This is a genomic window from Sediminibacillus dalangtanensis (genome assembly GCF_017792025.1).
In the GTDB taxonomy this organism is placed as follows: Bacteria; Bacillota; Bacilli; order Bacillales; family Amphibacillaceae; genus Sediminibacillus; species Sediminibacillus dalangtanensis.
Genome location: NZ_CP046956.1, coordinates 3,476,341 through 3,500,666, shown reverse-complemented (window position 1 = coordinate 3,500,666; position 24,326 = coordinate 3,476,341). Strand labels below are relative to the sequence as shown.

The following is a 24,326-nucleotide window of genomic DNA, read 5'->3' as shown; positions in this document are numbered from 1 at the left end:
TTGGACGCAGAGGAGAATGAGCAGTGGAAAAAATCATCGTCCGTGGTGGGAGGCAGCTAAATGGTACCGTGAAAGTAGAAGGTGCCAAAAATGCCGTACTGCCTGTCATCGCAGCAAGTATTATTGCAAGCGAAGGAACCAGCACGATTCATGAAGTACCCGCACTAGCAGATGTTAACACGATAAAAGAAGTACTAAGCAATATGAATGCAGATATCAGCATTTCAAATAATACCGTAACAGTAGACGCAACAAAACCACTTAAGACGGAAGCTCCATTCGAATTTGTCAGAAAAATGAGAGCCTCTGTCCTCGTATTAGGACCGCTTTTGGCCAGGTATGGCCATGCTAAAGTAGCGATGCCGGGGGGCTGTGCCATTGGTTCCCGGCCGATTGACTTGCATTTAAAAGGCTTTGAAGCAATGGGGGCAAATGTCCATGTAGGCAATGGCTTCGTCGAAGTCCGCTCGCAAGGCAGGTTGCAAGGCGCAAAAATTTATTTGGATGTGCCAAGCGTCGGAGCGACAGAAAATATCATGATGGCTGCAGCACTTGCGGAAGGCAAAACCATCCTGGAAAACTGTGCCAAGGAACCGGAAATTGTCGATCTTGCTAATTTCCTTAATAAAATGGGTGCTAAAGTAGTCGGAGCTGGAACGGAAACGATCCGCATTGAAGGGGTTTCCACCTTACACGGGGTCGAGCATACCATCATTCCTGACCGCATCGAAGCAGGAACGTTTATGGTTGGAGCAGCGATTACCGGTGGAAACGTATTAGTGAAAGGTGCAGAAGCAGATCATTTGCGTTCACTGGTTTCCAAAATGGAAGAAATGGGTGTATATATTAAAGAAGAGGAAGACGGTCTGCGTGTCATCGGCCCAAAAAAACTGAAGTCTACCGACATCAAGACACTTCCGCATCCGGGTTTTCCGACAGACATGCAATCGCAAATGATGGCACTTATGTTAAGAGCAGAAGGTACCAGTGTAATCACGGAAACTGTGTTTGAGAATCGGTTCATGCACGTAGAAGAATTCCGCCGCATGAACGCGAAATTGAAGATTGAAGGCAGAAGTGTCATTGTGGAAGGTCCTGTAGACCTGCAGGGAGCAGAAGTAGCTGCTACCGATTTACGAGCAGGTGCTGCACTCATATTAGCCGGTCTGACTGCTGAAGGCTATACGCGCGTCACAGAATTGAAGCATATCGATCGCGGGTATGTAAATCTTGCTGAAAAATTTGCTTCTTTGGGCGCGGATATTGAACGTGTCAATGATGATGGCGAAGTGATTGTCAGTACCACTCAACAGCACCAAACCTCTGTATCATCCTAAGTAATAGAATAAAAGAGCGATTCTGAAAGGAACTGCTGTGTTGTTCCAAGAACAATTCCCAGCGGACTGTCCGGACAGGATCGCTCTTTTTTTGTGCCCGGAACGGACGAGCATTTCGCATAAAGGAGGTGTAACGGGGTGGTATTACCGTGGAAATAAACAATCTTTTACACGTTTTCTTTTTAGGTAGCTATCAAATGCAATATAACTTATTCTATCCTTTAAAAAGGGGGGCGCTGCGGAAACTACGCTTTCCACGGGCGGCTGCTGAGCCTCCTCAAGGCCTCTCCTCCCACAGGAGTTTCCGTGTATTTCCTCCGCTCTGCTTCCTGCTTTTTAACTAATGTTTCGCTAGCAGGAGGCTATTTTATCCCTCCTCAACTGTGTATCTTGCTGTAAATACCGGCTTAACACCTTCCATGATTCTACTTACAACAAAAAAGCTTCTCTTAGTAGAAACATCAAACAATAAACAAAGCAACCTTATAATTGAAAGAGTTGTTTAAATTTTTTTAAAATTGTGTTAAAATATGTCTATGTACGGATTACCATTTCTATGCTTTTACACCAAAAGAAGGAGCAGGATATATGAAACTTTTCTTATCAGTGGATATGGAAGGGATAACCGGACTGCCGGATCAAACCTTCGTTGACTCAGACAAGCACAATTACGAACGTGCCCGCAAGATCATGACAGAAGAAGCCAACCATGTAATCGAAGCTGCAAGTGAATTTGGCTGTGATGAAATAGTAGTGAATGACAGCCACTCCAAAATGAACAACCTCTTAATCGACGCAATCCATCCAGAAGCTTCACTCATCACAGGCGATGTAAAACCCTTTTCTATGGTACAAAATCTAGATGACAGTTACATAGGAGCAATGTTTCTCGGCTACCACGCCCGTGCCGGTCAAAGAGGTGTGATGTCCCATTCGATGACGTTCGGGGTCCGCAATTTCTTCATCAACGACCAGGTTGTCGGCGAACTCGGGTTCAATGCCTATGTCGCGGGATACTTCGGTGTACCAGTGTTAATGGTTGCGGGAGATGACTGTGCCTGTCAGGAAGCAGAACAGCTTATTCCAAACATTGTCACCGCTCCGGTTAAAACCACCATTTCCCGGTCAGCGGTCAAAACCCTTTCTCCGAAAAGGGCGGGAGAGCTTCTGCAAAGGCAGGCGGGCGCCGCCCTGGAAAACCGACAGAATGTCAAACCGCTCACGCCGCCGGACAATCCAGTGCTGCGGATTGAATTCACCAATTACGGTCAGGCGGAATGGGCCAATTTGATGCCCGGGACAGAAATCGAAACTGGGAGTACTACGGTCAGGTTCCCGGCCAAAAACATCCTTGAAGCGTATCAGGCAATGCTGGTTATGACAGAACTGGCTATGCGCACGACGTTCAGTTAGGAGGGAAGCCATGCTGCGATACATAGCAAAACGTTTTTTGATCATGCTGGTCACCATTTTAATCATCGTCACCTTAACGTTTATTTTGATGCATGCGATTCCCGGTTCCCCGTTCAATCAGGAGAGGGGGACGAGTGAAGCGGTACAGGCCAACCTGGAGGCGCACTACCATCTGGATGAACCAATGTATATGCAATACCTGCTTTACTTGAAATCGATTGTCACGTTTGATTTTGGCCCGTCGATCAAACAACCGACCTCAACGGTGAATGATTTGCTCGGGCGCGGATTTCCGATTTCCCTGGAACTTGGACTGGTATCCGTGATTGTGGCGATTATTTCCGGAATATTGCTCGGAATCATCGCGGCACTCCGCCACAACGGGGTCATCGACTATGCCGCCATGGCGATTGCCGTGCTCGGAATCTCGATTCCGAATTTCATTTTGGCCACTCAGCTGATTCAATCGTTTGCCGTTACATGGCAAATCCTTCCGGCGGCCACCTGGAGCAGTCCGAAGCACATGATTCTTCCGGTAATCGCATTGGCGACGGGGCCGATGGCCATCATTGCCAGGTTGACAAGGTCGAGCATGCTCGAAGTCCTGACACAGGATTATATCAAAATGGCCAGAGCCAAAGGGTTGTCACCGTGGAAAATCGTCTTTAAGCATGCCTTGAAAAATGCTTTGATGCCTGTCGTGACGATTTTGGGCACCTTGTTGGCAGGAATTTTAACCGGCACCTTTGTCTTGGAGAAAATCTTCGCAATCCCGGGAATGGGCAAGTATTTTGTCGAAAGTATCAATAATCGGGACTACCCGGTAATTATGGGGACAACCGTATTTTACAGTGCCTTTCTGATCATTATGCTATTCCTTGTGGACATTGCTTACGGTATTTTGGATCCGAGAATCAAACTGCATAAAAAGGAGGCGGAATGACATGAGTCTGGCAGAAAAGCAAAAGGAACCGCAGTCACCGGGTATTCCGGACGAATGGTTCCGCCCGCTTGATAAAAGCAAGCAAGATGCAGAGAAGGTCTCGCGACCGTCGCTTTCTTACTGGAGCGATGCCTGGCAGCGTCTCATCAAAAACAAGCTTGCCATGGGAGGATTGATCTTTTTGGTTCTCCTGGCATTACTGGCGATTTTCGGACCGATTTTTTCTCCTCACTCTGTAAGGGAAATCAATCTTCCAAATCAGAACATGCCTCCGTCCGCGGATCACTGGTTTGGAACGGATGAGTTGGGCCGGGATGTCTTCACGAGAACATGGTATGGTGCGAGGATTTCCTTGTTTGTCGGACTGATGGCAGCATTGATTGATTTCTTCGTCGGGGTCGTTTATGGCGGTATCTCGGGTTACAAAGGCGGCCGCACCGATAATATTATGATGCGGATCATTGAGGTTCTTTACGGTCTGCCGTATTTGCTGGTTGTCATTTTGTTGCTGGTTGTCATGGGACCGAGCCTGGCAACGATCATCGTCGCACTTAGTGTTACCGGATGGGTCGGCATGGCACGGATCGTCAGGGGGCAGGTACTGCAACTGAAAAACCTCGAGTTCATACTCGCCTCCGAGTCGTTCGGTGCTAAATCATGGCGGATCATCCGCAAAAACCTCTTGCCTAATACGATGGGGCCAATCATTGTCCAGATGACGTTGACGGTGCCCACTGCCATATTTGCAGAAGCGTTTTTAAGCTTTTTAGGACTCGGAATCCAGGCACCGTACGCCAGCTGGGGCGTGATGGCCAATGATGCCCTGCCTACCATTCTGTCAGGAGACTGGTGGCGCCTGTTCTTCCCGGCGTTATTTATTTCCTTGACGATGTTTGCTTTTAATGTGTTAGGAGACGGACTTCAGGATGCCCTGGATCCGAAACTCAGGGAGTGACAACAATGGAAAAAATACTAGAAGTAAAAGACTTGCACGTAACCTTCAAAACATACGGCGGGGAAGTCCAGGCGGTCCGCGGGGTCAATTTCGATCTGGAAAAGGGGGAGACCTTGGCCATTGTCGGCGAATCCGGCTGTGGAAAAAGTGTAACCTCCAACAGCATCATGCGATTGATCCCTACACCCCCTGGAAGAATCGCGAATGGCTCGATTGTTTACAAGGGCCGCGATTTGACTACTGTACCTGAAAAAGAGATGCGGAAAATACGCGGTGTCGATATTTCGATGATTTTCCAGGATCCCATGACGGCGCTTAATCCGACCTTGACCATTGGCGACCAGCTGACCGAAGGACTGAAGCAGCATAAGGACGTATCCGGACGGGAAGCGAAAGAGCAAGCCTTGGAAATGATGAACCTGGTCGGAATCCCTAGTCCAGAAGAGCGGCTGAAACAATATCCGCATCAATTCAGCGGAGGTATGCGCCAGCGGATGGTGATTGCCATGGCGCTGATTTGCGATCCGGATTTACTGATAGCTGATGAACCGACTACCGCGCTTGATGTCACGATACAGGCACAAATCTTGGAGTTGTTCGGAAAAATCCAGGAACGGACAGGTGTTTCAATTATTTTGATCACCCATGACCTTGGTGTCGTTGCCAAAATCGCCGACCGAATTGCTGTCATGTACGCAGGTAAAATCATTGAAGTCGGAACCAAGCGGGAGATATTTTATGAACCGCAGCATCCTTATACAAAAGGATTGCTGAATTCCGTTCCACGATTGGATATAGAAGAAGATGATCTCATTCCGATTGACGGAACACCACCTGATTTATTCTCACCTCCACAAGGATGCCCCTTTACAGCAAGGTGTCCGTTCGCGATGGAGGTGTGTGATAAAGTGTATCCCGATTCAGCATCACGCAGCACCACCCATGAAGTGGATTGCTGGCTGCAGGATCGCAGAGCACAACTCGTCTCTCCTATGGAAGGGACAAGAAAGTAACCAACAAAAAGGGGGATTTACATGAAGAAGGGCTTGGCGTTTTTATTTGTATTGCTGGCCGTGTTCGTTCTGGCAGCATGTACTGCCAATGAAAGTGCCGGTGAAGAGGAGCAGGATTCTGGAGATCAGACAGAGACAACAGATGAAGGAACCAGTGATGAAGCGGAAAGTAGCGGAGACAAGGTTCTTCGTTTAAACAATGGGGTAGAACCGACCTCCTTCGATCCGCCGGAAGGATTCGACGCAGCATCCTGGCAATCTTTGAACAACTTGATGGAAGGCCTCACCCGGTTGGGACAGGATCATCAGCCGGAAGCCGCAACAGCGGAATCATGGGATATCTCTGACGATGGATTGGAATACACCTTCCATATCCGGGAAGATGCCAAGTGGTCGAATGGCGATGACGTGACGGCGGAGGATTTTGTATTTGCATGGACACGGCTGCTTGATCCGGAGGAAGGATTCTCTTCCGCATTTCTCGGCTACTTCATTAAAGGTGGAGAAGCCTTCAACAGCGGAGAAGGCAGCGCTGATGACCTAGGTTTGGAAGCGATGGACGAGAAGACATTTAAGGTGACGTTGGAAGCACCGACAGGATTTTTCCTTAATGTCATTTCCAACCCGGCATTCTTCCCAGTCAACAAGGCTGTAGCGGAAGAAAATCCGGAATGGTATGCAGAAGCAGATACATTTGTCGCCAACGGACCATTCAAGTTGAGTGAGTGGAACCATGACAGCGACTTTACCATGGTGAAAAACGACCAGTACTGGGATAAAGACACTGTTAAACTGGATGAAGTCCATTGGGCGATGGTAAATGAAACAAACACCGAATATCAAATGTTCGAAAGCGGCGATTTGGATACCTCGGAAATACCGGCTGATTTAGCTGAAGACTTGCTCGACAGCGATCAGGTAGTCATCGACCCGCAGGCAGGCACACAATTCTATCGATTCAATGTCAACGAGGAACCGTTCCAAAATGTGAAAATCCGCAAAGCACTGGCCATGGCCGTCAATCAGGATGAAATCGTTGACTATGTAACGAAAAAAGGAGAAAAACCAGCCCGCGGTTTCGTTTCCTACGGATTTGAAGATCCTTCCGGCAATGATTTCCGCGAAACGAACGGTGACTTGGTAGAATATGATCCGGAACAAGCGAAAAAGCTTTTGGAAAAAGGAATGGAAGAAGAGGGCTACGACGAACTGCCGCCGATTACACTGACCTATAACACAAGCGATGACAACAAAAAAATAGCAGAAACGGTCCAACAACGCTTCCAGCAGGACCTTGGAATTGAAATCACTCTGGAAAACGCAGAATGGAACGTGTTCCTGCAAGACCAGAAGGATTTGAAGCACCAGCTTTCCCGCAGCTCCTTCCTGGCTGACTATGGCGACCCGATCAACTTCCTGGAAAGCTTCGTCACAGACTCTTCGATGAACCGGACCGGCTGGTCAAATGAAGAATATGACGATTTGATTGCCCAGGCTAAACAGGAAGCAGATGAAGAAAAACGCTGGAATTTGATGTACGAAGCGGAAAAAGTACTGTTTGAAGAAATGCCGATCGTCCCGGTCAATTTCTACAATCAAGTATTCTTGCATAAAGATAATGTATCAGGCATCGTCCGTCACCCTGTAGGTTATATGGAACTAAAGTGGGCTGACAAAAACTAATTTTGAAGTAAATGGAGAATCTGCTCAATACTGCCCGGCCTGGAATAATGGGATTCAACCATCCGCCAGGCTGGGCTTTTTCTTACCATCCATCGATTAATGGATGGACCCCTAATAGTAATCACAACCACACGGTGCCCTGCTGTAGTCGAAAGTGGCTGCAGTGTCCACCGGAAGGAAGAGGAGGAAGCCATGAAAATACCCAGCCGTTTGAAGACCGGGGATACCGTGGGTCTGATTGCTCCGGCCAGTCCACCGAATCCTGCCAACGTCAAAAAAGGTATTGCATTCATTGAATCACTTGGCTTGCATGTGAGAAGAGGAAAACATAGCAACGATATATACGGCTATCTGGCAGGAACAGATGCAGACCGCTTGAAAGATTTACATGATATGTTCAGAGACCCGCAAATTGCCGGGATCATTTGTATTTGCGGAGGCTATGGCACAGGTAGAATCGCCGACAAAATCGATTATCAGATGATTGGCGACAATCCTAAGGTTTTTTGGGGCTATAGCGATATTACTTTTTTACATACTGCATTCCAGCAAAGATCCGGCTTGGTAACCTTTCACGGTCCGATGGTCAGCTCGGATATCGGGGAAGCAGATTTCGCTCCCCTGTCCAAGCAAATGTTCAACCAGCTATTCGAGCCGACACAAATAGTCTATTCGGAGAAAATTGCCCCGCTCGAAGTCATCGCGGAAGGAGATGCCCAGGGCGAGCTTACAGGAGGCAATTTAAGTCTGCTATGCAGTACATTGGGTACTCCGTATGAAATCGACACGGAAGGGAAGCTGCTGCTGTTAGAGGATGTCGATGAAGAACCATACCGAATTGATGGCATGCTCAACCAGCTGCGAATGGCCGGCAAATTGGAGCAGGCGGCCGGCATCGTGGTCGGCGATTTCAAAAATGCTGTACCAAAGAAACGGAAAAGCTCCTTGACGCTTGAACAAGTGCTGAATGACTATTTGGCCGAGCTGGGTGCTCCTGTCGTGAAAGGATTCCAAATTGGACATTGCCAGCCTCATGTGGCAGTCCCGTTGGGAGTCCAGGCACGTTTGTCTGCCAGCAAAAAGACGCTGGTCATCGAGCCGGGAGTGCGCTGAATATGGTGAAGGAGGGATCAACCAAATGAACATCCAATCGATCGAGACAGTGAACGTTGCCGTTCCCTTGAAAAAACCGTTTAAGACAGCGTTAAGGACGGTTACAGTGGCTGAATCCATCTATGTCAAAGTGACGTGTTCGGACGGCACGACGGGGTGGGGGGAAGCGCCGCCTACCCACGTAATCACCGGAGACAGCCTGGCAGGCATCAAGTATGCAGTCGAAAAAGTCATCACTCCCGCTCTCATCGGCAAGTCGCTGTTGGCCATGGAAGATGTTTTTCAAACGCTTGATCAGTGTATGGTAGGCAATACAAGCGCGAAAGCTGCCATCGATATGGCAGTCTATGATTGTTTTGCTCAACACTGCGGACTGCCGCTTTATCAATTGCTCGGAGGTTACCGCAGTCGATTGGAAACGGATTATACGGTCAGTGTCAATACACCGGAAGAAATGGCAGAAGACGCCGTTCAGTATATAGAGCAGGGCTTCACCTGCCTGAAGGTAAAAGTCGGTAAAGATGACATCGAAACAGACATCTGGCGAATCCAATCCATCCGTAATCATGTCGGAGACAACATCCTCATCAGGCTTGATGCCAATCAGGGATGGGGTGCAAAGGAAGCTGTCAAAGCAATCAGGAAAATGGAAGACGGCGGGCTCGATATTGAACTGGTAGAACAACCTGTAAAAGCAGGAGATATTGCTGGGTTGAAATTCGTTACCGACCATGTCGAGACACCCATTATGGCAGATGAAAGTGTTTTTTCTCCAGAAGATGCCAGGAAAATCTTAGAGACACGCAGCGCCGACCTGATCAACATCAAGCTGATGAAGGCAGGCGGCATCCATAACGGGTTGAAAATTGCCAAGCTGGCGGCATCCTATGGGACAGAATGTATGATCGGCAGTATGATCGAAACCAAATTGGGCATTACGGCAGCGGCCCATCTGGCGGCAAGTCAGCCGAATATAACCAGGTTTGATTTTGACGCCCCTTTGATGTTGGCACAAAATGCCATAGCTGGAGGAATCGCCTACGAAGGGAAGGTCATCCGAATGCCAGTTGAGTCTGGTTTGGGCATTCAACAGGTAAACATTGCAGCAGAGAGTGAGGAGGCTCGATAGTCATGGACCAAGACAGATGGATTGTTAATGTACCGGTAGCTACTTTATGGACCAGTCCGGAAGCACCGCGTGAGGTGGATCAACCTGGGATCACCAATCCGGTAGATTTGCCAACCTGGCTGAATCGTTTGAGCTACCAAACGCGGCTTGACTTGTGTGAACAAAATTTAGTTCAATCCCAATTGTTATATGGAGAGGAAGTAATCGTGCTGGAGGAGAAGCAGGATTGGCTTCAGGTGATCGTGCCGACCCAGCCATCCAAAAAAGATTCCCGCGGTTATCCCGGCTGGATACCAGCTTGTCAGGCACAGCCGAAACCCGATGCAAAGCAGGTGAAAGGGAAGGCGGTTGTTTCCAGCAAACTGGCATCTTTATATGATGAGAAACAAGCATTTTTATTGGAGTTGAGCTATTTGACGGCACTGCCACTTCTCGGAGTGACAGATTCTCATGCAAAAGTTTTGCTGCCGGATGCAACCCCAGGATACCTGTACAAGTCGGATGTGGAAATCGTTCGGGCGGGGGAAGAAGTGGTGAAAGGAAGCGGCACGGACATTGTCAGGACGGGCGAAGCATTTCTCGGCTTAGAATACTTTTGGGGTGGAATGAGTGCCTATGGCTATGATTGCTCGGGGTTTAGCTACAATATGTACAAGGCCAACGGACACCAAATACCGCGAGACGCTTCCGACCAGGCTGCGCTAGGTGGAGAGGAAATCGCATTCGATCAATTGTTGCCGGGAGATTTGTTATTCTTCGCATACGAAGAAGGTAAAGGCACCTTGCATCATGTCGGCATGTATTATGGCGACGGCAAGATGATCCACTCCCCGACAACAGGAAAGTCCATCGAAATCACCACATTGGCCGGCACCGTCTATGAAAAAGAGTTATGTGGAGCTAGACGGTATTGGCAAGAGACGGAGGGAGCACAATGAAACAAACCAAAAAGCTGCAAGTGAATCAGCTGAAAAAATATTTTCAAGTCGGAAAGGATGAAATCTTGAAGGCGGTCGATGATGTGAGTTTTGATGTGTACGAAGGGGAAACATTCGGCCTTGTCGGCGAGTCCGGCTGCGGCAAATCGACCATCGGCCGTACCATCATGGGACTGTATGACCGTACGGAGGGGGAAGTCGTTTTCAATGAAAAAAACGTTCATGAGCTGAAGGAATCGGAAACCTTCGACTTTCACCGCAGCATGCAGATGATTTTCCAGGATCCATACGCTTCGTTGAATCCTCGGTCAACAGTAAAAGAAATCATTTCCGAGCCAATGGAAATCCACGGACTGTACCCTGACAAGAGAGAGCGGCTGGACCGGGTGTATCAGCTTCTGGAGGAAGTCGGACTCAGTCGTGACCATGCCAACCGTTATCCCCATGAGTTCAGCGGCGGACAGAGACAGCGGATCGGCATTGCCAGAGCCCTCGCCCTTGATCCGGAATTCATCATTGCAGATGAACCGATTTCCGCTCTCGATGTTTCTGTACAGGCTCAGGTCGTCAACCTTCTCCGTAAATTGCAAAAGGAAAAAGGACTGACGTATTTGTTTATCGCGCACGACCTGTCAATGGTCAAGCATATTTCCGATCGGATCGGCGTCATGTATTTAGGCAACATGGTCGAATTGACGAAAGCAGGCGACTTATATAAACGTCCGCTTCACCCCTATACACAAGCGCTGCTTTCAGCAATCCCGATTCCCGATCCCGACGTAGAAGAAGGACGCGAACGAATGATTCTGGAAGGAGAACTCCCAAGTCCGATAAATCCACCAAGCGGGTGTGTATTCCGGACACGCTGCCCGTTTGCCATGGAAGCATGCGCCAAAATCAGTCCGGTTTGGCAGGAAATCGAAGAAGATCATTATGTTGCCTGCCATTTATATAACGAAGAAATCAAAGACAAAACACCGATAAAAGAAACGGTGCTACAATAAGAACCGGCAAAAACCCGTCTGACCAGAGGCGGGGTTTTGCTGTGGAATGGCGAAATAGGCTGTAATGCTCTGGCACATGCCCCGTCAGCTTGAAGAAAAGGCATCCATCTGTTTGTGAATATCGATTAGGGGAGGGGAAAAGCACTGCATTCGGTTAGAAATGCGGAAAACCGTATTTCGTCCAGGCGATGAAGTGCAAAACGAGAGGAGGAAACGGTGAAATCCACTTCATCTAGTTGGAAACTTAATGGAGCAGGCAGTATGGCAAGATACGTTCATTTAATCATTTTTTAAAAGCATGTGGCCTCCGTATTTTCCCACTAACTTCCCCTAGGACCACCACTACAAGCCCTATCATAAATACTCCAAAGGTATTAAACGCCTGATCTTTTCATCGTAAGAGACTCTAAACTGACTGTGAAGTCGGAGTAGCAAAATCATCCTCGGTCGGCCTCCGCCCATCGGAATAGGACAATCTATCAGTTTAGCCGCCAGTGGTGAAAAACTAGTTCTATTGTTTTTCATTCCTGTATAGATTAGTTAGTAGACAAACTAGAAAAGGAGGCCGCCAATGAAGAAAGCAAAGCAAGCATCGACCATCAAATGGAGAGGTCCTAGCATGATTGTAGCATCCAGCCTGATCATTATCATCTTAGTGGTGCCAACGTTGATCGTAGCTCCATTCATCCAGGCTGGCGGCACAGCGAAGCAATCCATCGACAAACAACCTGAAGCAGAGCAGGTTAGCCTTAAGAAGGAGGATTCACCATTTGCGGTAAAAGTGTACCGCTCCAACACAGAGGAGGTGGAAACCGTTCCGCTTGAAGAGTATGTCACCCACGTTGTGGCTTCGGAAATGCCGGCTGAATTTGAACTGGAGGCGTTGAAAGCGCAGGCATTGGCTGCAAGAACGTATATCGTCAACCACTTGACGCTAGATCCGGATGAAAACCCGAAAGGCGCCGATGTGACCGATACGGTACAGCATCAAGTGTACAAAAACGAAGAAGAGCTGCGTGAAATTTGGAGTTCAGATTATACCTGGAAAATGAAAAAAATCGTCGAAGCAGTTGCGGAAACCAAAGGGGAAATCGTGACCTATGAAAACCAGCCGATTACACCAGCCTTCTTCTCGACAAGCAATGGTTACACCGAAGACTCGGAAAACTACTGGGAAGGAGAGCTCCCTTATTTACGAAGCGTCGCCAGCCCATGGGATAAAGAGTCACCAAAGTATTTAGATCAGCAAATATTCACCACTGCTGAAGTGGAAGAGGCACTCGGCATCAAAATCGACAACAATGCGGCCGCTGCAGCAGAAATCGAGCGGACAAAAAGCCAACGAGTCGCTTCGATAACTATTGGAGGCAAGTCCTTCTCTGGGAGAGAAGTCCGTGAAAAACTCGAACTCCGTTCAAGCGATTTTGAAGTCGAGCAAAAGAAGGACCATTTGATCTTCACCACCAAAGGATATGGTCATGGCATCGGAATGAGCCAATACGGTGCCAACGGCATGGCCAAAGAAGGTAAAACCTATAAACAAATCCTGCAATACTATTACAAGGGCGCAGATATCAACAAGATCGACCAAACCGCCCCCCAACTCGCCTCCAACTCTTAAAAAGGAGATGAGGGAGAGATGGGGTCGAGAGATGGGGTCAGTCCCTCCCGCCGTGAAATCCAGGAAAAACAGGGCAAAAAGAGAAAAACGGGGACAGTCCCCATACAAAGGAAAAACAACAGCAGCAACCATTATGGGGACTGTCCCCCAAAAAACCAAAAAGCTTCCATGCCGGGCATGAGCGCCATCCGTTGTGTGAACTAGACACTGAATCTCTTATTAAGGGGACTGACCCCAACACACCGATTTCCGACTGGAGAACGGAATGGGGGTCAGTCCCTTTTTTCTTGTTTGATGTATAAAAACAGGAGTTTGTCGAACATTAATTACTAAAAAAATTTTTTAAAATGTATATATCTCTCATTTTCTGCTCAGAATGGTAGCTGAGGTGATGATCATGAGAGAGGAAAACAAGAACGTTTCAAAAAATGGATGGAAACGTATCTTTCGTAAGAAATGGTTTTTCCCGGCACTTTACTTGACGATGGCTGCTTTGCTTTTAACAGGAGTTCTATGGTATCAAAGCCTGGATACCCCTGAGCAGGCGGAAAATGATTCCGAGTTGGATAGCATTACCGAAAATCCATTTGACATGGGTGAAGATGCCGAACCAGTGTTGGAGCAGCAGGAAGTAATCAAAATGCCGGTGCAGGAAGAAGCACAAGCCGAGATTGTAACAAAGTTTTATGACTATAGTGCAGATAGTGAAGATCAAGAAAAAGCACTTGTACTATACAACAATAAGTACTATCAAAGCACCGGTGTCGACATTGCTGCAGCGGAAGGAGAAAGTTTTGATGTTACTGCTTCCCTGAGCGGTGAAGTTGTTGAAGTCAAAGAAGATCCGCTTTTGGGTAACGTAGTCAAGCTTTCCCACGAGAATGAAGTCACTACTTACTATGCTAGTCTGGCAGAGGTAGCGGTAGAAGCAGGTGCCAAGGTTCAACAAGGCGACGTTATCGGAACGGCTGGTAAAAATCTATTCGGCCAGGCAAGCGGTACCCATGTACACTTTGAACTGCGCCAGGGTGATACACCAGTCAATCCAGAATCGTATTTCAACCGGCAACTAAATGAGCTGGAAGCGGAGTCTTCTGAAGAAGAGCAAAATCAGGAAGAGGACACACAGGACAAAGACGCTTCTGCAGATGAAGAAACAAACAGCGAGCAGGATGCTTCGACAGAGGAAGGTACTGAATCCGACGAGGAAAAAACTGATTCGGAACAAGACCAGGGAAATGTCGATGACAGCAGCTCAACAGAAGAGTCTTCGGCTGGAGATCGTGAATCTTCCGCAGCAATGGCTAACGCATAAAGGGAACACCCACCCCGGTATAGTTACCGGGGTTTTTTATTGTATTGGAAATGATAAAATTAACTGTCTGTGGATCATTATTGGCTGAACCAGCCACGTCCAGCTCCAGCTCCTCCCCCCTCGAGATCTTAAGACAAGCCTCTGTATGGCAAGAAGCACCACGCCGAGGCTTGTCTTAAGCATGTCGGAGGCCTAAACGATGTGGATCATGCAGGCGTTGCTACAGGACATGGCAGCTTTAGCCTGTACTCCTTTAAACAGGCGCTTGCGCTTTTGTCCTGCGAAAAAAGACCTAGTTATGCTTGTAGAAAAAGTCAGAAATTTGTAACATTTTGCAATATATTGTCGAACTAATGTTCGTATTTTCCTGTTGAAATACGTAATATTTATGCGATAATTAAATAAAGATGACAAGTTAACTCGCATCTTGTAAGGAAAGAAGGAGGTATGATATGACGAGAAGCCCTTCCCGACGTAAATTTATTGAAAGGGTCGTTGAGAAACCCATGTTAAATAAACACATGACTATAGAAGACTATGTAAATACTATTCGCATGGATCACACGGAAGACGAGGTTGTTCATATGACAAGGCTTTTTTGCATGGACTCGACATCCGACTATGTGAAAAGGACAGGCATGGAATTTCTTTATATGAATGGTTTCTTTCAGGAATTGGATATGTTACTTCTACAAAATAAACAAAGCGTTAATCCTATTAATCGGAAATGGGCCTACCTCTATGAACTCTTCGTCCTTCGTAAGCAAGGCGCCAAGCCGAAACACGAGTTGCTGGAAAAAGTGCATCAAATGAAAACGAATATCGCAGAACTGAATTGTTTAGTCGGCTTTATGAAAATCTATCTCTACTATGACTTAAATGAATTTGAAAAACTGGGTGATTACCTGGATCATCAGTCTGAACTCATCAGCGAGATAGAGGATTCCTTTTTAACCTCACTCTTTTTCGTCCGCCTCAATGAGACCTTATTTACATACTACTGGAAAAGAAACGAGTTAATTTTGGCAAGAAAGTATGCATTTCAGGTTTTAACTTATCCTTATTGCCAGGAGAGAAAAGCTAATATTCACATGCACCTAGGTTTGAGTTATTTATATGAAAACTATCTCCAATGTATCTATCACTTGGAGGAAGCAAAACGTATCGCCACTCTCTACAATAAAACCACTCTTATCAAGGCAATAGAACAACAAAACTACCCCTTCATTTCGGCTCATTTTGGAGTTGTTGATGGAGTTACCACCACTGATCCAAGTGAACAAGCTCATTTGGCAATAGCCAGAGGAGACATGGAAGAAGCAAAAAGAATCCTTAAAAGCATTTCCTTGGAATCTCCCTTTCGAAAATACTACCTTGGTTTAGCAGAACAGGACAAAGGAATACTACTTCGTGCTTATAACGACTTTATTGTTAAAAGAAGTGATTACTTTTTCTCACGCCTTCCGTTATTGGCGATAAATAACAGTCGATTTAAAAACGATGCTTGAAATCATGTGTTAATGAGGATAAACAAGCAAGACATTAGGAGGCTTATTGGATACAGTTCCACCTCAAATGATCTCATCCGAGTTTTTCTCCGACAATAAAGGTATTCAGGATTTGTTCAAACGATTATTTTGGTAAGAGGATTGCTTTTTCCAGAATAGCTTCCTTGGAAAACTACATAACAATCTTTTCTGGATCGAACAATCTTTTTATAAATAAAATTTTTTAGGAGGGTTTTATTTATGGTAAAAAGATTAGTTGCATTGCTTGTGTTGGTGGTAGGGTTTGCTTTGGTACAACCGGGAGCTGCATTCCTGGCAGACGGCAAGGACAAGGAGCCGGTTGATGACGAGCCGATTGTTATTCATTACGATCCAGAGTACGGTGAAATCGGCTAATACCAACCAAACAGCCCATTTTTACTGCAGGGAACATGCAGACTAAAAATAAACAAAAAAATAGCATCCCAGATGCTTCCCTCTTAACTGAACTCGCTAAAAAAGTACCCCTTAGTTATTTTCAAATAGACAAAGCGCCCATCCTGAATGGGTGCTTTTTTTCTGCAAAAAAATAGGAGGGACAGTCCCCCAACTAACTAACACTGCGTCGCGCTAAAGTGACAGCGTAGTGGGGGACTGTCCCTCCAATTTACAAATTTAATCATAATTGCGAGCCGATTTTAATAAAATGGTAAAAACCTAGCATTCAAGCATGGTCTGAGGTGAGCGTACTGTGGGGCTTTTCCACTAAACATCGAAGATAACAACCGCGCCGCTTTGTATCTTTTTACATAGAATATTCCAGTCATTATTTTCTCAGCACCTATGTCTCAATTTCACACCTTGGACTTACAACTCAGGGAGGCGAGTGGTGTGCATGACTACATCAAAGAGAGAACTATCAGGATTGGGAAGTACATTGTAGAGACCAGGAAGACAGTTAGAGTGATAGCGAAAGAGTTCGGGGTATCAAAAAGCACGGTCCATAAAGATTTAACGGAAAGGCTGCCGGAAATCAATCCGGAGCTGGCGAATGAAGTAAAAACGGTTTTGGACCACCATAAAGCAATCCGCCATCTCCGCGGCGGCGAAGCTACAAAGTTAAAATACAGTATTAACACGACAGAAGCAGATACTCCTGCGGAACCAGTAAGTTAAATAGAAGTTGAGCAAGTTTGGCTTACGCCCACACAGGCGGAAGCCTTCTTTTTATGCCATTATACCTGCCATTAAAAAATTCCCAAAGGATACTCGTGCCTATTGGGAATCAGTTCCTCTTTTATCCAATGTGATTAATCCAGTACTTTTGACTGGATCCGGTATTTCCCATCAAAATGCAGTAAGATCCTAACCTTCTGTATCAACCTTGTCAGACTCTGATTTGCTGGTGTCTGGCATTCTTCAGCAGAATTTGGAAATTACCAAGATTTTTTTTGATTCTCGCTAACTAATTGAAAAGATTTGTGATAAAATATATCATTAGTAGCATTGTGTTCAGGGACGGATACGACGCATCAATATTACGCAGGGAGGATCAAGATTCATGTTTTCTAGGGACATTGGAATAGATCTTGGGACAGCGAACGTGTTAATCCACGTAAAAGGAAAAGGAATCGTACTAAATGAACCCTCGGTAGTGGCCATGGACCGCAACTCGGGAAAAGTGTTGGAAGTAGGAGACGCTGCGCGGCGTATGGTCGGACGTACCCCGGGCAATATTGAGGCTATTCGGCCGCTAAAAGATGGGGTCATTGCCGATTTTGATGTGACAGAAGCGATGTTGAGATACTTTATCAATAAAATAAATGCACGCGGCTTTTTATCGAAGCCCCGGATGCTGATTTGCTGCCCGACCAACATTACCAAGGTAGAGCAGAAAGCAATCAAAGAAGCTGCTGAAAAATCTGGCGGCAAGAAAATATACTTAGAAGAAGAACCGAAAGTGGCAGCCATCGGAGCTGGTATGGATATTTTCCAGCCGAGCGGAAACATGGTTGTAGACATAGGTGGCGGGACCACGGATGTAGCAGTCCTTTCGATGGGAGATATTGTAACCGCTCAATCGATTAAAATGGCCGGGGACAAATTTGACCACGAAATCCTTAATTATGTGAAGAAAAAGTATAAGCTGTTGATTGGGGAACGTACGGCAGAGGATATCAAGATCAATGTAGCGACAGTTTTCCCTGGAGCTCGTGATGAAAGCATCGATATCCGCGGACGCGACATGGTGTCTGGACTTCCACGCACCATCACCATTCATTCAGCGGAAATTGAAGAAGCGCTGCGCGAATCAGTCTCTTTGATCGTCCAGGCAGCCAAAACGGTGTTAGAGCATACCCCGCCTGAGCTGTCGGCAGATATTATCGACCGCGGAGTTATTCTCACTGGTGGCGGTGCATTGCTTCACGGATTCGATCAGTTGCTGGCTGACCAATTGAAAGTGCCTGTACTGCTGGCGGATGAGCCGATGAATTGTGTAGCCAGAGGAACAGGTATCATGCTGGAAAATATCGATAAAATCGATAAGAAAAGCATCGTGTAATCGACTATTTCCTACTGACGATTTTGCGAAAAATGTCTGGAAAAGCAGTTTTTCGTGTGATTTTGGTAACCACTTAGAAAGTGGCATAACGAATAACATGCAGACGGCGTTCAGCTGTTTGTGAAAAAAGGGGCAGGAATCTTGTTAAGAGGATATTATACAGCAGCTTCCGGAATGCTGGCGCAACAGCGAAGGCAGGAGGCATTGTCCAACAATATTGCCAATGCACAAACGCCCGGCTACAAGCAGGATCAAGCCACGTTGAAAGCATTTCCTGAGTTGTTGTTGCAGCGGATGGAAGAGCAGAACGTACCGACGAGTCGTAACTTGAGCAGAGCGATGCCGACGACGATCGGCTCTATCAATTCAGGTGTCTATGTACAGGAAAACATCCCGGATTTTAGCCAGGGAGATTTGCAAGAGACTGGTATCTCAACGGACATGGCGCTTGTGAATGGGAATCTGCCTGATGAAAACGGCAGTCTATTCTTCACCTTGCAAAATGGGGAAGGAGAAGAGCGCTTGTCCCGGAATGGCAACTTTACCGTTGACGGCGATGGCTTTCTTGTTTCCAATCAAGGTTTTTATGTATTGGATCAAGCCGGCAATCCGATTCAGACCAACAACATGGAATTTAACGTAACAGAGGAAGGGACCGTGCAGATCGACGGGCAAAACATTCCGCTGGGCATTGCTTATGCGGCAGATGCCAATTCTTTGATCAAGGAGGGCGAGAATGTCTTCCAGATGGCTGAAGGAGTCGATCCGGCTGTTGATGGCAGAGCCGCAGCGGGCGTCACCTTTTCGGTTCAGCAGGGTGCACTGGAAGGTTCCAACGTGGATTCCTTGCGGTCGATGACGGACATGATGGAAGCGTACCGCTCTTTTGAAACCAATCAAAAAGTCTTAAAAGCATATGATTCGAGTATGGAAAAAGCCGTCAATGAAATCGGCCGAGTAAGATAAGGGGGATTGGCATGAGTAGAATCGGGATACAGGCAGCGGTCACGATGGGGCAGCTGCAAAATAAATTGGATTTGATTGGAAATAACCTGGCGAATACGAATACCAATGGTTATAAAAGCCGTCAGGCAAATTTTTCTTCCTTATTGTTTCAGCAAATCGACAACTTGTCAGACCCGGCTAATGCTGAAGGCCGCTTGACACCGGATGGATTGCGGGTCGGGTCCGGCGCGAAGCTTGGTCATACCAATGCAGACTTGTCTGCCGGCTCCCTTCAGGAAACGGGGAGGGCACTGGACGTGGCACTGCTTGATGACAATCAGCTATTTCAAGTGCAAGTGACGGAAAATGGCGTGAGTGAAACAAGGTTTACCCGTGCCGGTTCCTTTTATTTGAACCCATTGGAAAATGGTCAGGTTATGCTCACCAATCAGGATGGTAATCCGATTTTGGGAGAAAACGGACCGTTGACTTTTGCTGACGGGTTTGAAGACATACAGATAACGGGTAATGGAATAATTGAAGTTACTCGGAACGGACAAACAGCACAGGAAGGAAGGCTGGCGGTTGTAGAAGCGGTACGTCCCCGTGTGCTAGAACCAACGGGAGATAACAGTTTCCGCCTTCCGGATTTGGACGCATTGAATTACCAGGAGGGGGAAATCATTCAGCAAGTCGGCGAAAATGATTTGCGCGTGAAAACCAGTTCTCTGGAGAGTTCCAATGTGGACATTTCCAAGCAAATGACTGATATGCTGCTGACACAGCGTTCTTACCAATTCAATGCCCGATCGATTTCCATGAATGATCAAATGGCAGGATTGGTAAACCAACTGCGGTAACTTGGAGAAGATGCAAGTAATCGTTTTAGAAGCCGCAGAAGATGAATAGTAAGGAGTCATCAAAGCCATGCAAACGAACAATCCGACAAAAGAAGTGAATCAAGGTCCAGCCAAGCGCAAGGAGTTCAAACAGCAGAAAAAGCAGCAAAAGTCTGCTGCAAACCAGTCCGCTGACAAGAAAAAAGAAACTCCGGACCAAAAAAAAGAAAAAAGAACAGGGAAGCTACCAAAGGCGAGGCGCCGAATTTTCCCGATTTGGCTGCGGCTGGTGGTAGTGTTTGTGCTGTGTGGGTTGGCATTGATTTGCGGGTTGATGTTCGGCTATGGCGTATTAGGAGACGGAAAACCTACAGAAGCACTGGAAGTATCAACGTGGGAACACATCGTCAACATCGTAACAGGCAAAAAAGAATAAGATACGCACCCAGCCTTAAAATTAATTATATATACCAAAAGGGTGATCACAGCTTTTTAGTGTGATCACCCTTTTTTCGTCATGCTGGGGACTGACCCCAAAATCACAAAAATAACGTTTTCCCGGTTTTCGGGCGGTTTTGGGGTTAGTCCCCCTTTATCAGCTTTTATCACCCTGGCTAAGATGTGGTCCGTCCACGGATGAATTTTATAACTAGTACGATGACAGCGATCACCAATAGGATATGGATAATGCCGCCGACTACGTTAAAAATAAAGCCGAGCAGCCATATCGCCAGGATGATGCCCAATATGGTCCAAAGCATCTGGTTTACCTCCTCTATAAGTTGTCCAACTATAAAGCCTATTCCCTTCTTGCCATTTTCCATAAACATTTGGTTTATGGAAAATGAATCGAATAAAACATGCCAACCTTTTCTTTAGGTTTTACGATTCAACAAAAAACATTCTGCTGGCGCTTGGCGGAAAAGCTGGTTTTCTTTATACTTTAGTAGTAGACAGGCAGATGGCAGAAGATCACTGTATTTAAAACAGACGTTGTTTTCTGTCCGCTAATGGATGAAAGGAGAAAGAAATAGTGGATATTAATGAAATCAAGGACATTATTCCGCATCGTTACCCATTTTTATTGGTGGATGAAGTAACCGAAATTGAAGAGGGCAAGCGAGTAGTCGGCAAAAAAAACGTGACCATCAATGAACCGTTTTTCCAGGGGCATTTCCCTGACTATCCTGTCATGCCGGGTGTATTGATCGTCGAGGCATTGGCACAGGTAGGAGCTGTTGTGATCCTTAACAAAGAAGAGAACAAAGGAAAAATTGGTTTCTTAGCCGGTCTTGATAAATGTCGATTCAAACGGCAAGTAAAACCGGGTGACCAATTACGACTGGAAGTGGAAATCATCAAACTAAAAGGGCCGATTGGAAAAGGAAAAGCGGTCGCGACCGTCGACGGCGAAACAGTCTGCGAAGCAGAAATCATGTTCGCCATCAAATAAAATTAGGCCCATACCGGGGACAGTCCCTCCTGCAGCTGAAATCAGCTTTTCGGCGCACTGGAGGGTCAGTCCCTATTTTTGTTTTAGACGCTGGTTTAACTTCCAAGACATGGGGATATAGTGTAACATGATAAGATTTAGGGAATCATTGCGTTAAACGGATGCAAAACAGCAAAGACAACAAGGAGGAGTCTGAAACATGAACAGTCGTTTACTTTTTAAACTAGGTGCACCTGTATTGGCGTTGTCGATCGTTTCTGCTTGCGGAAGCGGAGATGAAGAACAGCCTCCGCCGGAAGATGATCAGTCTCCCGACTCTCCCGTGGAAGAAAATAGTGACCAGCAAACCGGTGAAATTGAACAAGACAATGGGAATTCGGGAGACGCAGACAGCCAGAGCGACCAAGGCACCGGTGACAATGGAACCGAAGGCGGAACAGGCGATCCGAACCGCGAAGGCAGTGATTCATCTGAAAATGATGTAGAAAGTGAAGAGGACAGCGGTTCTAACCAAGACTCATCGACGGATGAAGATTCCACAACTGACGATTCCGATCAAGAAGATCAAGAACAATAACACAACCTCGAGGGACAGTCCCCCAATGCTTTACAGTGGTAACGCGATTGCGTATTACTGTGTTGGGGGACTGTCCCCATTATTCTGTCCCCGTTATTCGTCCCCACTATTTCATCCGTTCATTCTATTTCTCCTTTTATGCTTGCTTCTTTTCCTTCTATGTATATTTTTTCTATCTGGATGGCATTCTAGTGAAGAGTCTTTTCGGCATCTCCCTCATATAGGACAGATGCTGAAGGGAAGCAAGCTGTTCTCATTTGCTTAAAGGTTTCTTTTTCAGACTTTCCCAAACAGTCAGGCTGGTTTCTCATGATACGGGGAGAAACTGCTTGTACATCCTTACAAAAACTTTAGAAACTTTTTTAAAAAAATGGGAAGGCTATACATGGAAGATAACATAAAGGAGGTTTTTACCAATGAAAAAGCATTTGCTATTAAAGTTAGGGGCGTCCATGCTGGCATTACTGCTGATGGCTGCGTGCGGTAACAATGACAATGACAACCCACCGCCGGAAGATAATGATGCACCGGTAGAGGACAACGGCAACGATGAGGATGACATGAATCAAGGCGACAACAATACGGACGAGGACAACGCCGACGAAGGCATCACAGATGAAGGGGATCAAGGGGAAGGCGATCAGAATGATCAAGGGAATGGCAACCAGGATGATCAAGGGGATACAGACCAAGAATCCGGTGACCTGACCGATGAAAATAATGATGCCACCAATGAAGATACAATGGGTGACGATAACAACCAATAATCCATAAGCTTTCGATATCCTGCCACCACGAAAAAGGAGGCAGGATATTTTTCGCTTTCATCCAATATCCCCTGTAATTGTCATGCTGGCAGATACGTGATATAGTAAAACTCGACTGACTGGTCATTATTGTCTGTAATTTATTTACACGCAAACAAAACAATTGAAACCAAAACCATCACCAAGTCGTATAGTCACAGTGGGAAATTTTTTCCGTCCCAGTCCGAAGCACCCGAAGCATTCGACAGGAACCGCTTCGACTGCAAGATTTGACGTTAACATCCGAACTATAGACAATATCGGCATAGTGTGCCGGATATGGATGATACATATGTCAGCAAATGGAGAGGAGAATGATCATGAAAAAATTCGCATGGCCGCTGCTGGCACTGATTGCCCTGGTACTGGCAGCTTGTTCTGAACAGGAATCTGATAACAGCGGGGAAAAAGAAAGCGTCACTCCCGTTGAAGTGGAGGAAGTAACACAAGGGGACTTATCCGTTGATAAACAATTTTATGGCGGGGTAACACCCGAATCCACAGCACCCGTCATTCCTCCGACACCTGGTGAAGTAGAATCGTTAGAAGTGGAAAAAGGCGACCAGGTGGAAGAGGGCGATGTCATTGCCACCGTCAAATCTGCGGAAGGGATGGGAAACGTCGACATCGAAGCGCCAGCAGACGGAGAAGTTACTTCGCTTGAAGCAAACGAAGGGGGAATGGTCTCCAACTCCGAACCACTTGCCACGATCGTCGATTTGGATAATCTATTAGTGGAAGTGACCGTTACCGCAGAAGACCTGGCATTATTTGAGGATAACGACGAAGCGAAGGTGCAGTTTACCAGTTTGGACAAAGAATTGACTGCGACGATTGAATATGCTGCGTCGGTTCCGGACGATACCGGCTTGTATCCTGTCGAATTGTCATTTAAAAATGAAGACAACGATATCAAACCAGGCATGACTGCGGTAGTCCAATTGGCTGAAAAAGTAGTCAAGGATACGTTGCTTGTTCCGACCGCAGCCCTGGTGGATGACAGTGGGGAAGCATTTATCTATATCGTGAAAGATGACCAGGCAGTGGAAGTGCCTGTGGAAATAGTCGAAACCCAATCGGATGTGACAGCGATTGAAGCAGATGTTGCTGAAGGGGATACAGTGGTTGTCAAAGGCCAGCTCACCCTAACTGATGGCGGGCAAGTCAGCATCAAGAAGGAGGAGCAATAACC

Annotated in this window: 24 protein-coding genes; 23 read left to right on the top strand and 1 reads right to left on the bottom strand. The window is 46.5% G+C overall.

All coding sequences use genetic code 11. The features are described from left to right. Nucleotides 1–23: 23 nt before the first annotated feature. The 19 genes from murA to ERJ70_RS17110 all read left to right on the top strand — a co-directional run bounded on the left by murA (nucleotide 24) and on the right by ERJ70_RS17110 (nucleotide 20,734). Entirely contained in the window at nucleotides 24–1,337 is a 1,314-nt protein-coding gene (gene murA / locus ERJ70_RS17200) for a UDP-N-acetylglucosamine 1-carboxyvinyltransferase (RefSeq protein WP_209365981.1), read from the top strand. A gap of 588 nt (nucleotides 1,338–1,925) precedes the next feature. Then, nucleotides 1,926–2,750 carry a D-aminopeptidase DppA gene (dppA, locus tag ERJ70_RS17195; RefSeq protein WP_209365980.1) on the top strand — a complete coding sequence of 275 codons (825 nt, stop codon included), beginning with the start codon at nucleotides 1,926–1,928 and terminating at the stop codon, nucleotides 2,748–2,750. Between the two features lie 10 nt (nucleotides 2,751–2,760). Continuing rightward, nucleotides 2,761–3,693, top strand: a complete 933-nt coding sequence (locus ERJ70_RS17190) for an ABC transporter permease (protein ID WP_209365979.1) — start codon at nucleotides 2,761–2,763, stop codon at nucleotides 3,691–3,693. 1 nt (nucleotide 3,694) lies between these two features. Next, nucleotides 3,695–4,648 carry an ABC transporter permease gene (locus ERJ70_RS17185; RefSeq protein WP_209365978.1) on the top strand — a complete coding sequence of 318 codons (954 nt, stop codon included), beginning with the start codon at nucleotides 3,695–3,697 and terminating at the stop codon, nucleotides 4,646–4,648. 5 nt (nucleotides 4,649–4,653) lie between these two features. Then, nucleotides 4,654–5,661: an ABC transporter ATP-binding protein gene (locus ERJ70_RS17180; RefSeq protein ID WP_209365977.1), complete on the top strand. Its 1,008-nt coding sequence runs from the start codon at nucleotides 4,654–4,656 to the stop codon at nucleotides 5,659–5,661. Nucleotides 5,662–5,682: 21 nt separating this feature from the next. Further along, a complete protein-coding gene (locus tag ERJ70_RS17175) occupies nucleotides 5,683–7,344 on the top strand; it encodes a peptide ABC transporter substrate-binding protein (protein WP_209365976.1) in 1,662 nt (553 codons plus the stop codon). A gap of 192 nt (nucleotides 7,345–7,536) precedes the next feature. Next, nucleotides 7,537–8,457 (top strand): S66 peptidase family protein, encoded by a 921-nt coding sequence (locus tag ERJ70_RS17170; protein WP_209365975.1) that lies wholly within the window; start codon nucleotides 7,537–7,539, stop codon nucleotides 8,455–8,457. A gap of 25 nt (nucleotides 8,458–8,482) precedes the next feature. After that, nucleotides 8,483–9,586 (top strand): mandelate racemase/muconate lactonizing enzyme family protein, encoded by a 1,104-nt coding sequence (locus ERJ70_RS17165; RefSeq protein ID WP_209365974.1) that lies wholly within the window; start codon nucleotides 8,483–8,485, stop codon nucleotides 9,584–9,586. A gap of 2 nt (nucleotides 9,587–9,588) precedes the next feature. Beyond that, on the top strand, nucleotides 9,589–10,524 hold the full coding sequence (locus tag ERJ70_RS17160; protein WP_209365973.1) for a C40 family peptidase: 936 nt from the start codon (nucleotides 9,589–9,591) through the stop codon (nucleotides 10,522–10,524). Continuing rightward, nucleotides 10,521–11,528 carry an ABC transporter ATP-binding protein gene (locus ERJ70_RS17155; RefSeq protein WP_209365972.1) on the top strand — a complete coding sequence of 336 codons (1,008 nt, stop codon included), beginning with the start codon at nucleotides 10,521–10,523 and terminating at the stop codon, nucleotides 11,526–11,528. The genes ERJ70_RS17160 and ERJ70_RS17155 overlap by 4 nt, the downstream gene beginning before the upstream one ends. A 571-nt stretch (nucleotides 11,529–12,099) precedes the next feature. Next, nucleotides 12,100–13,149 carry a stage II sporulation protein D gene (gene spoIID / locus ERJ70_RS17150; RefSeq protein ID WP_209365971.1) on the top strand — a complete coding sequence of 350 codons (1,050 nt, stop codon included), beginning with the start codon at nucleotides 12,100–12,102 and terminating at the stop codon, nucleotides 13,147–13,149. 397 nt (nucleotides 13,150–13,546) lie between these two features. Next, nucleotides 13,547–14,464 (top strand): stage II sporulation protein SpoIIQ, encoded by a 918-nt coding sequence (gene spoIIQ / locus ERJ70_RS17145; RefSeq protein WP_209365970.1) that lies wholly within the window; start codon nucleotides 13,547–13,549, stop codon nucleotides 14,462–14,464. 506 nt (nucleotides 14,465–14,970) lie between these two features. Next, entirely contained in the window at nucleotides 14,971–15,972 is a 1,002-nt protein-coding gene (locus tag ERJ70_RS17140) for an AimR family lysis-lysogeny pheromone receptor (protein ID WP_209365969.1), read from the top strand. Between the two features lie 240 nt (nucleotides 15,973–16,212). Then, nucleotides 16,213–16,368 (top strand): hypothetical protein, encoded by a 156-nt coding sequence (locus ERJ70_RS17135; protein ID WP_209365968.1) that lies wholly within the window; start codon nucleotides 16,213–16,215, stop codon nucleotides 16,366–16,368. Between the two features lie 474 nt (nucleotides 16,369–16,842). Then, a complete protein-coding gene (gene spoIIID / locus ERJ70_RS17130) occupies nucleotides 16,843–17,127 on the top strand; it encodes a sporulation transcriptional regulator SpoIIID (RefSeq protein WP_074599912.1) in 285 nt (94 codons plus the stop codon). Nucleotides 17,128–17,512: 385 nt separating this feature from the next. Beyond that, nucleotides 17,513–18,514 carry a rod shape-determining protein gene (locus ERJ70_RS17125; RefSeq protein ID WP_209365967.1) on the top strand — a complete coding sequence of 334 codons (1,002 nt, stop codon included), beginning with the start codon at nucleotides 17,513–17,515 and terminating at the stop codon, nucleotides 18,512–18,514. A gap of 141 nt (nucleotides 18,515–18,655) precedes the next feature. Next, the gene (locus ERJ70_RS17120; protein ID WP_209365966.1) at nucleotides 18,656–19,480 is read left to right on the top strand and encodes a flagellar hook-basal body protein; all 825 of its coding nucleotides are present in this window, start codon (nucleotides 18,656–18,658) and stop codon (nucleotides 19,478–19,480) included. A gap of 11 nt (nucleotides 19,481–19,491) precedes the next feature. Further along, nucleotides 19,492–20,319 (top strand): flagellar hook-basal body protein, encoded by an 828-nt coding sequence (locus ERJ70_RS17115; protein ID WP_209365965.1) that lies wholly within the window; start codon nucleotides 19,492–19,494, stop codon nucleotides 20,317–20,319. A 67-nt stretch (nucleotides 20,320–20,386) separates the two neighbouring features. Continuing rightward, the gene (locus tag ERJ70_RS17110; protein WP_209365964.1) at nucleotides 20,387–20,734 is read left to right on the top strand and encodes a DNA-directed RNA polymerase subunit beta; all 348 of its coding nucleotides are present in this window, start codon (nucleotides 20,387–20,389) and stop codon (nucleotides 20,732–20,734) included. 178 nt (nucleotides 20,735–20,912) lie between these two features. On the opposite strand, the gene ERJ70_RS17105 is transcribed toward ERJ70_RS17110, so the two are convergent. Continuing rightward, the gene (locus tag ERJ70_RS17105) at nucleotides 20,913–21,059 is read right to left on the bottom strand and encodes a lmo0937 family membrane protein (protein ID WP_139186963.1); all 147 of its coding nucleotides are present in this window, start codon (nucleotides 21,057–21,059) and stop codon (nucleotides 20,913–20,915) included. Between the two features lie 269 nt (nucleotides 21,060–21,328). Here ERJ70_RS17105 and fabZ point away from each other — a divergent pair, with 269 nt between their 5' ends. The 4 genes from fabZ to ERJ70_RS17085 all read left to right on the top strand — a co-directional run bounded on the left by fabZ (nucleotide 21,329) and on the right by ERJ70_RS17085 (nucleotide 24,324). Next, a complete protein-coding gene (gene fabZ / locus ERJ70_RS17100) occupies nucleotides 21,329–21,751 on the top strand; it encodes a 3-hydroxyacyl-ACP dehydratase FabZ (protein WP_209369502.1) in 423 nt (140 codons plus the stop codon). Nucleotides 21,752–21,950: 199 nt separating this feature from the next. Then, on the top strand, nucleotides 21,951–22,328 hold the full coding sequence (locus tag ERJ70_RS17095; protein WP_209365963.1) for a hypothetical protein: 378 nt from the start codon (nucleotides 21,951–21,953) through the stop codon (nucleotides 22,326–22,328). Nucleotides 22,329–22,744: 416 nt separating this feature from the next. Further along, nucleotides 22,745–23,095, top strand: coding sequence for a hypothetical protein (locus ERJ70_RS17090; protein ID WP_209365962.1), 351 nt, complete (start codon nucleotides 22,745–22,747; stop codon nucleotides 23,093–23,095). Nucleotides 23,096–23,454: 359 nt separating this feature from the next. Then, the gene (locus ERJ70_RS17085; RefSeq protein WP_245208046.1) at nucleotides 23,455–24,324 is read left to right on the top strand and encodes an efflux RND transporter periplasmic adaptor subunit; all 870 of its coding nucleotides are present in this window, start codon (nucleotides 23,455–23,457) and stop codon (nucleotides 24,322–24,324) included. Nucleotides 24,325–24,326: the final 2 nt, after the last annotated feature.

Coding starts and splice junctions, on each gene's coding strand:
- ERJ70_RS17180 (WP_209365977.1), top strand. CDS start 4,654: ATGGAAAAAATACTAGAAGTAAAAGACTTGCACGTAACCTTCAAAACA.
- spoIIQ (WP_209365970.1), top strand. CDS start 13,547: ATGAGAGAGGAAAACAAGAACGTTTCAAAAAATGGATGGAAACGTATC.
- ERJ70_RS17110 (WP_209365964.1), top strand. CDS start 20,387: ATGCAAACGAACAATCCGACAAAAGAAGTGAATCAAGGTCCAGCCAAG.
- ERJ70_RS17115 (WP_209365965.1), top strand. CDS start 19,492: ATGAGTAGAATCGGGATACAGGCAGCGGTCACGATGGGGCAGCTGCAA.
- ERJ70_RS17085 (WP_245208046.1), top strand. CDS start 23,455: ATGAAAAAATTCGCATGGCCGCTGCTGGCACTGATTGCCCTGGTACTG.
- ERJ70_RS17090 (WP_209365962.1), top strand. CDS start 22,745: ATGAAAAAGCATTTGCTATTAAAGTTAGGGGCGTCCATGCTGGCATTA.
- ERJ70_RS17170 (WP_209365975.1), top strand. CDS start 7,537: ATGAAAATACCCAGCCGTTTGAAGACCGGGGATACCGTGGGTCTGATT.
- ERJ70_RS17095 (WP_209365963.1), top strand. CDS start 21,951: ATGAACAGTCGTTTACTTTTTAAACTAGGTGCACCTGTATTGGCGTTG.
- ERJ70_RS17105 (WP_139186963.1), bottom strand. CDS start 21,059: ATGCTTTGGACCATATTGGGCATCATCCTGGCGATATGGCTGCTCGGC.
- ERJ70_RS17175 (WP_209365976.1), top strand. CDS start 5,683: ATGAAGAAGGGCTTGGCGTTTTTATTTGTATTGCTGGCCGTGTTCGTT.
- ERJ70_RS17125 (WP_209365967.1), top strand. CDS start 17,513: ATGTTTTCTAGGGACATTGGAATAGATCTTGGGACAGCGAACGTGTTA.
- ERJ70_RS17190 (WP_209365979.1), top strand. CDS start 2,761: ATGCTGCGATACATAGCAAAACGTTTTTTGATCATGCTGGTCACCATT.
- ERJ70_RS17165 (WP_209365974.1), top strand. CDS start 8,483: ATGAACATCCAATCGATCGAGACAGTGAACGTTGCCGTTCCCTTGAAA.
- ERJ70_RS17140 (WP_209365969.1), top strand. CDS start 14,971: ATGTTAAATAAACACATGACTATAGAAGACTATGTAAATACTATTCGC.
- dppA (WP_209365980.1), top strand. CDS start 1,926: ATGAAACTTTTCTTATCAGTGGATATGGAAGGGATAACCGGACTGCCG.
- ERJ70_RS17185 (WP_209365978.1), top strand. CDS start 3,695: ATGAGTCTGGCAGAAAAGCAAAAGGAACCGCAGTCACCGGGTATTCCG.
- ERJ70_RS17160 (WP_209365973.1), top strand. CDS start 9,589: ATGGACCAAGACAGATGGATTGTTAATGTACCGGTAGCTACTTTATGG.
- spoIID (WP_209365971.1), top strand. CDS start 12,100: ATGAAGAAAGCAAAGCAAGCATCGACCATCAAATGGAGAGGTCCTAGC.
- ERJ70_RS17135 (WP_209365968.1), top strand. CDS start 16,213: ATGGTAAAAAGATTAGTTGCATTGCTTGTGTTGGTGGTAGGGTTTGCT.
- ERJ70_RS17155 (WP_209365972.1), top strand. CDS start 10,521: ATGAAACAAACCAAAAAGCTGCAAGTGAATCAGCTGAAAAAATATTTT.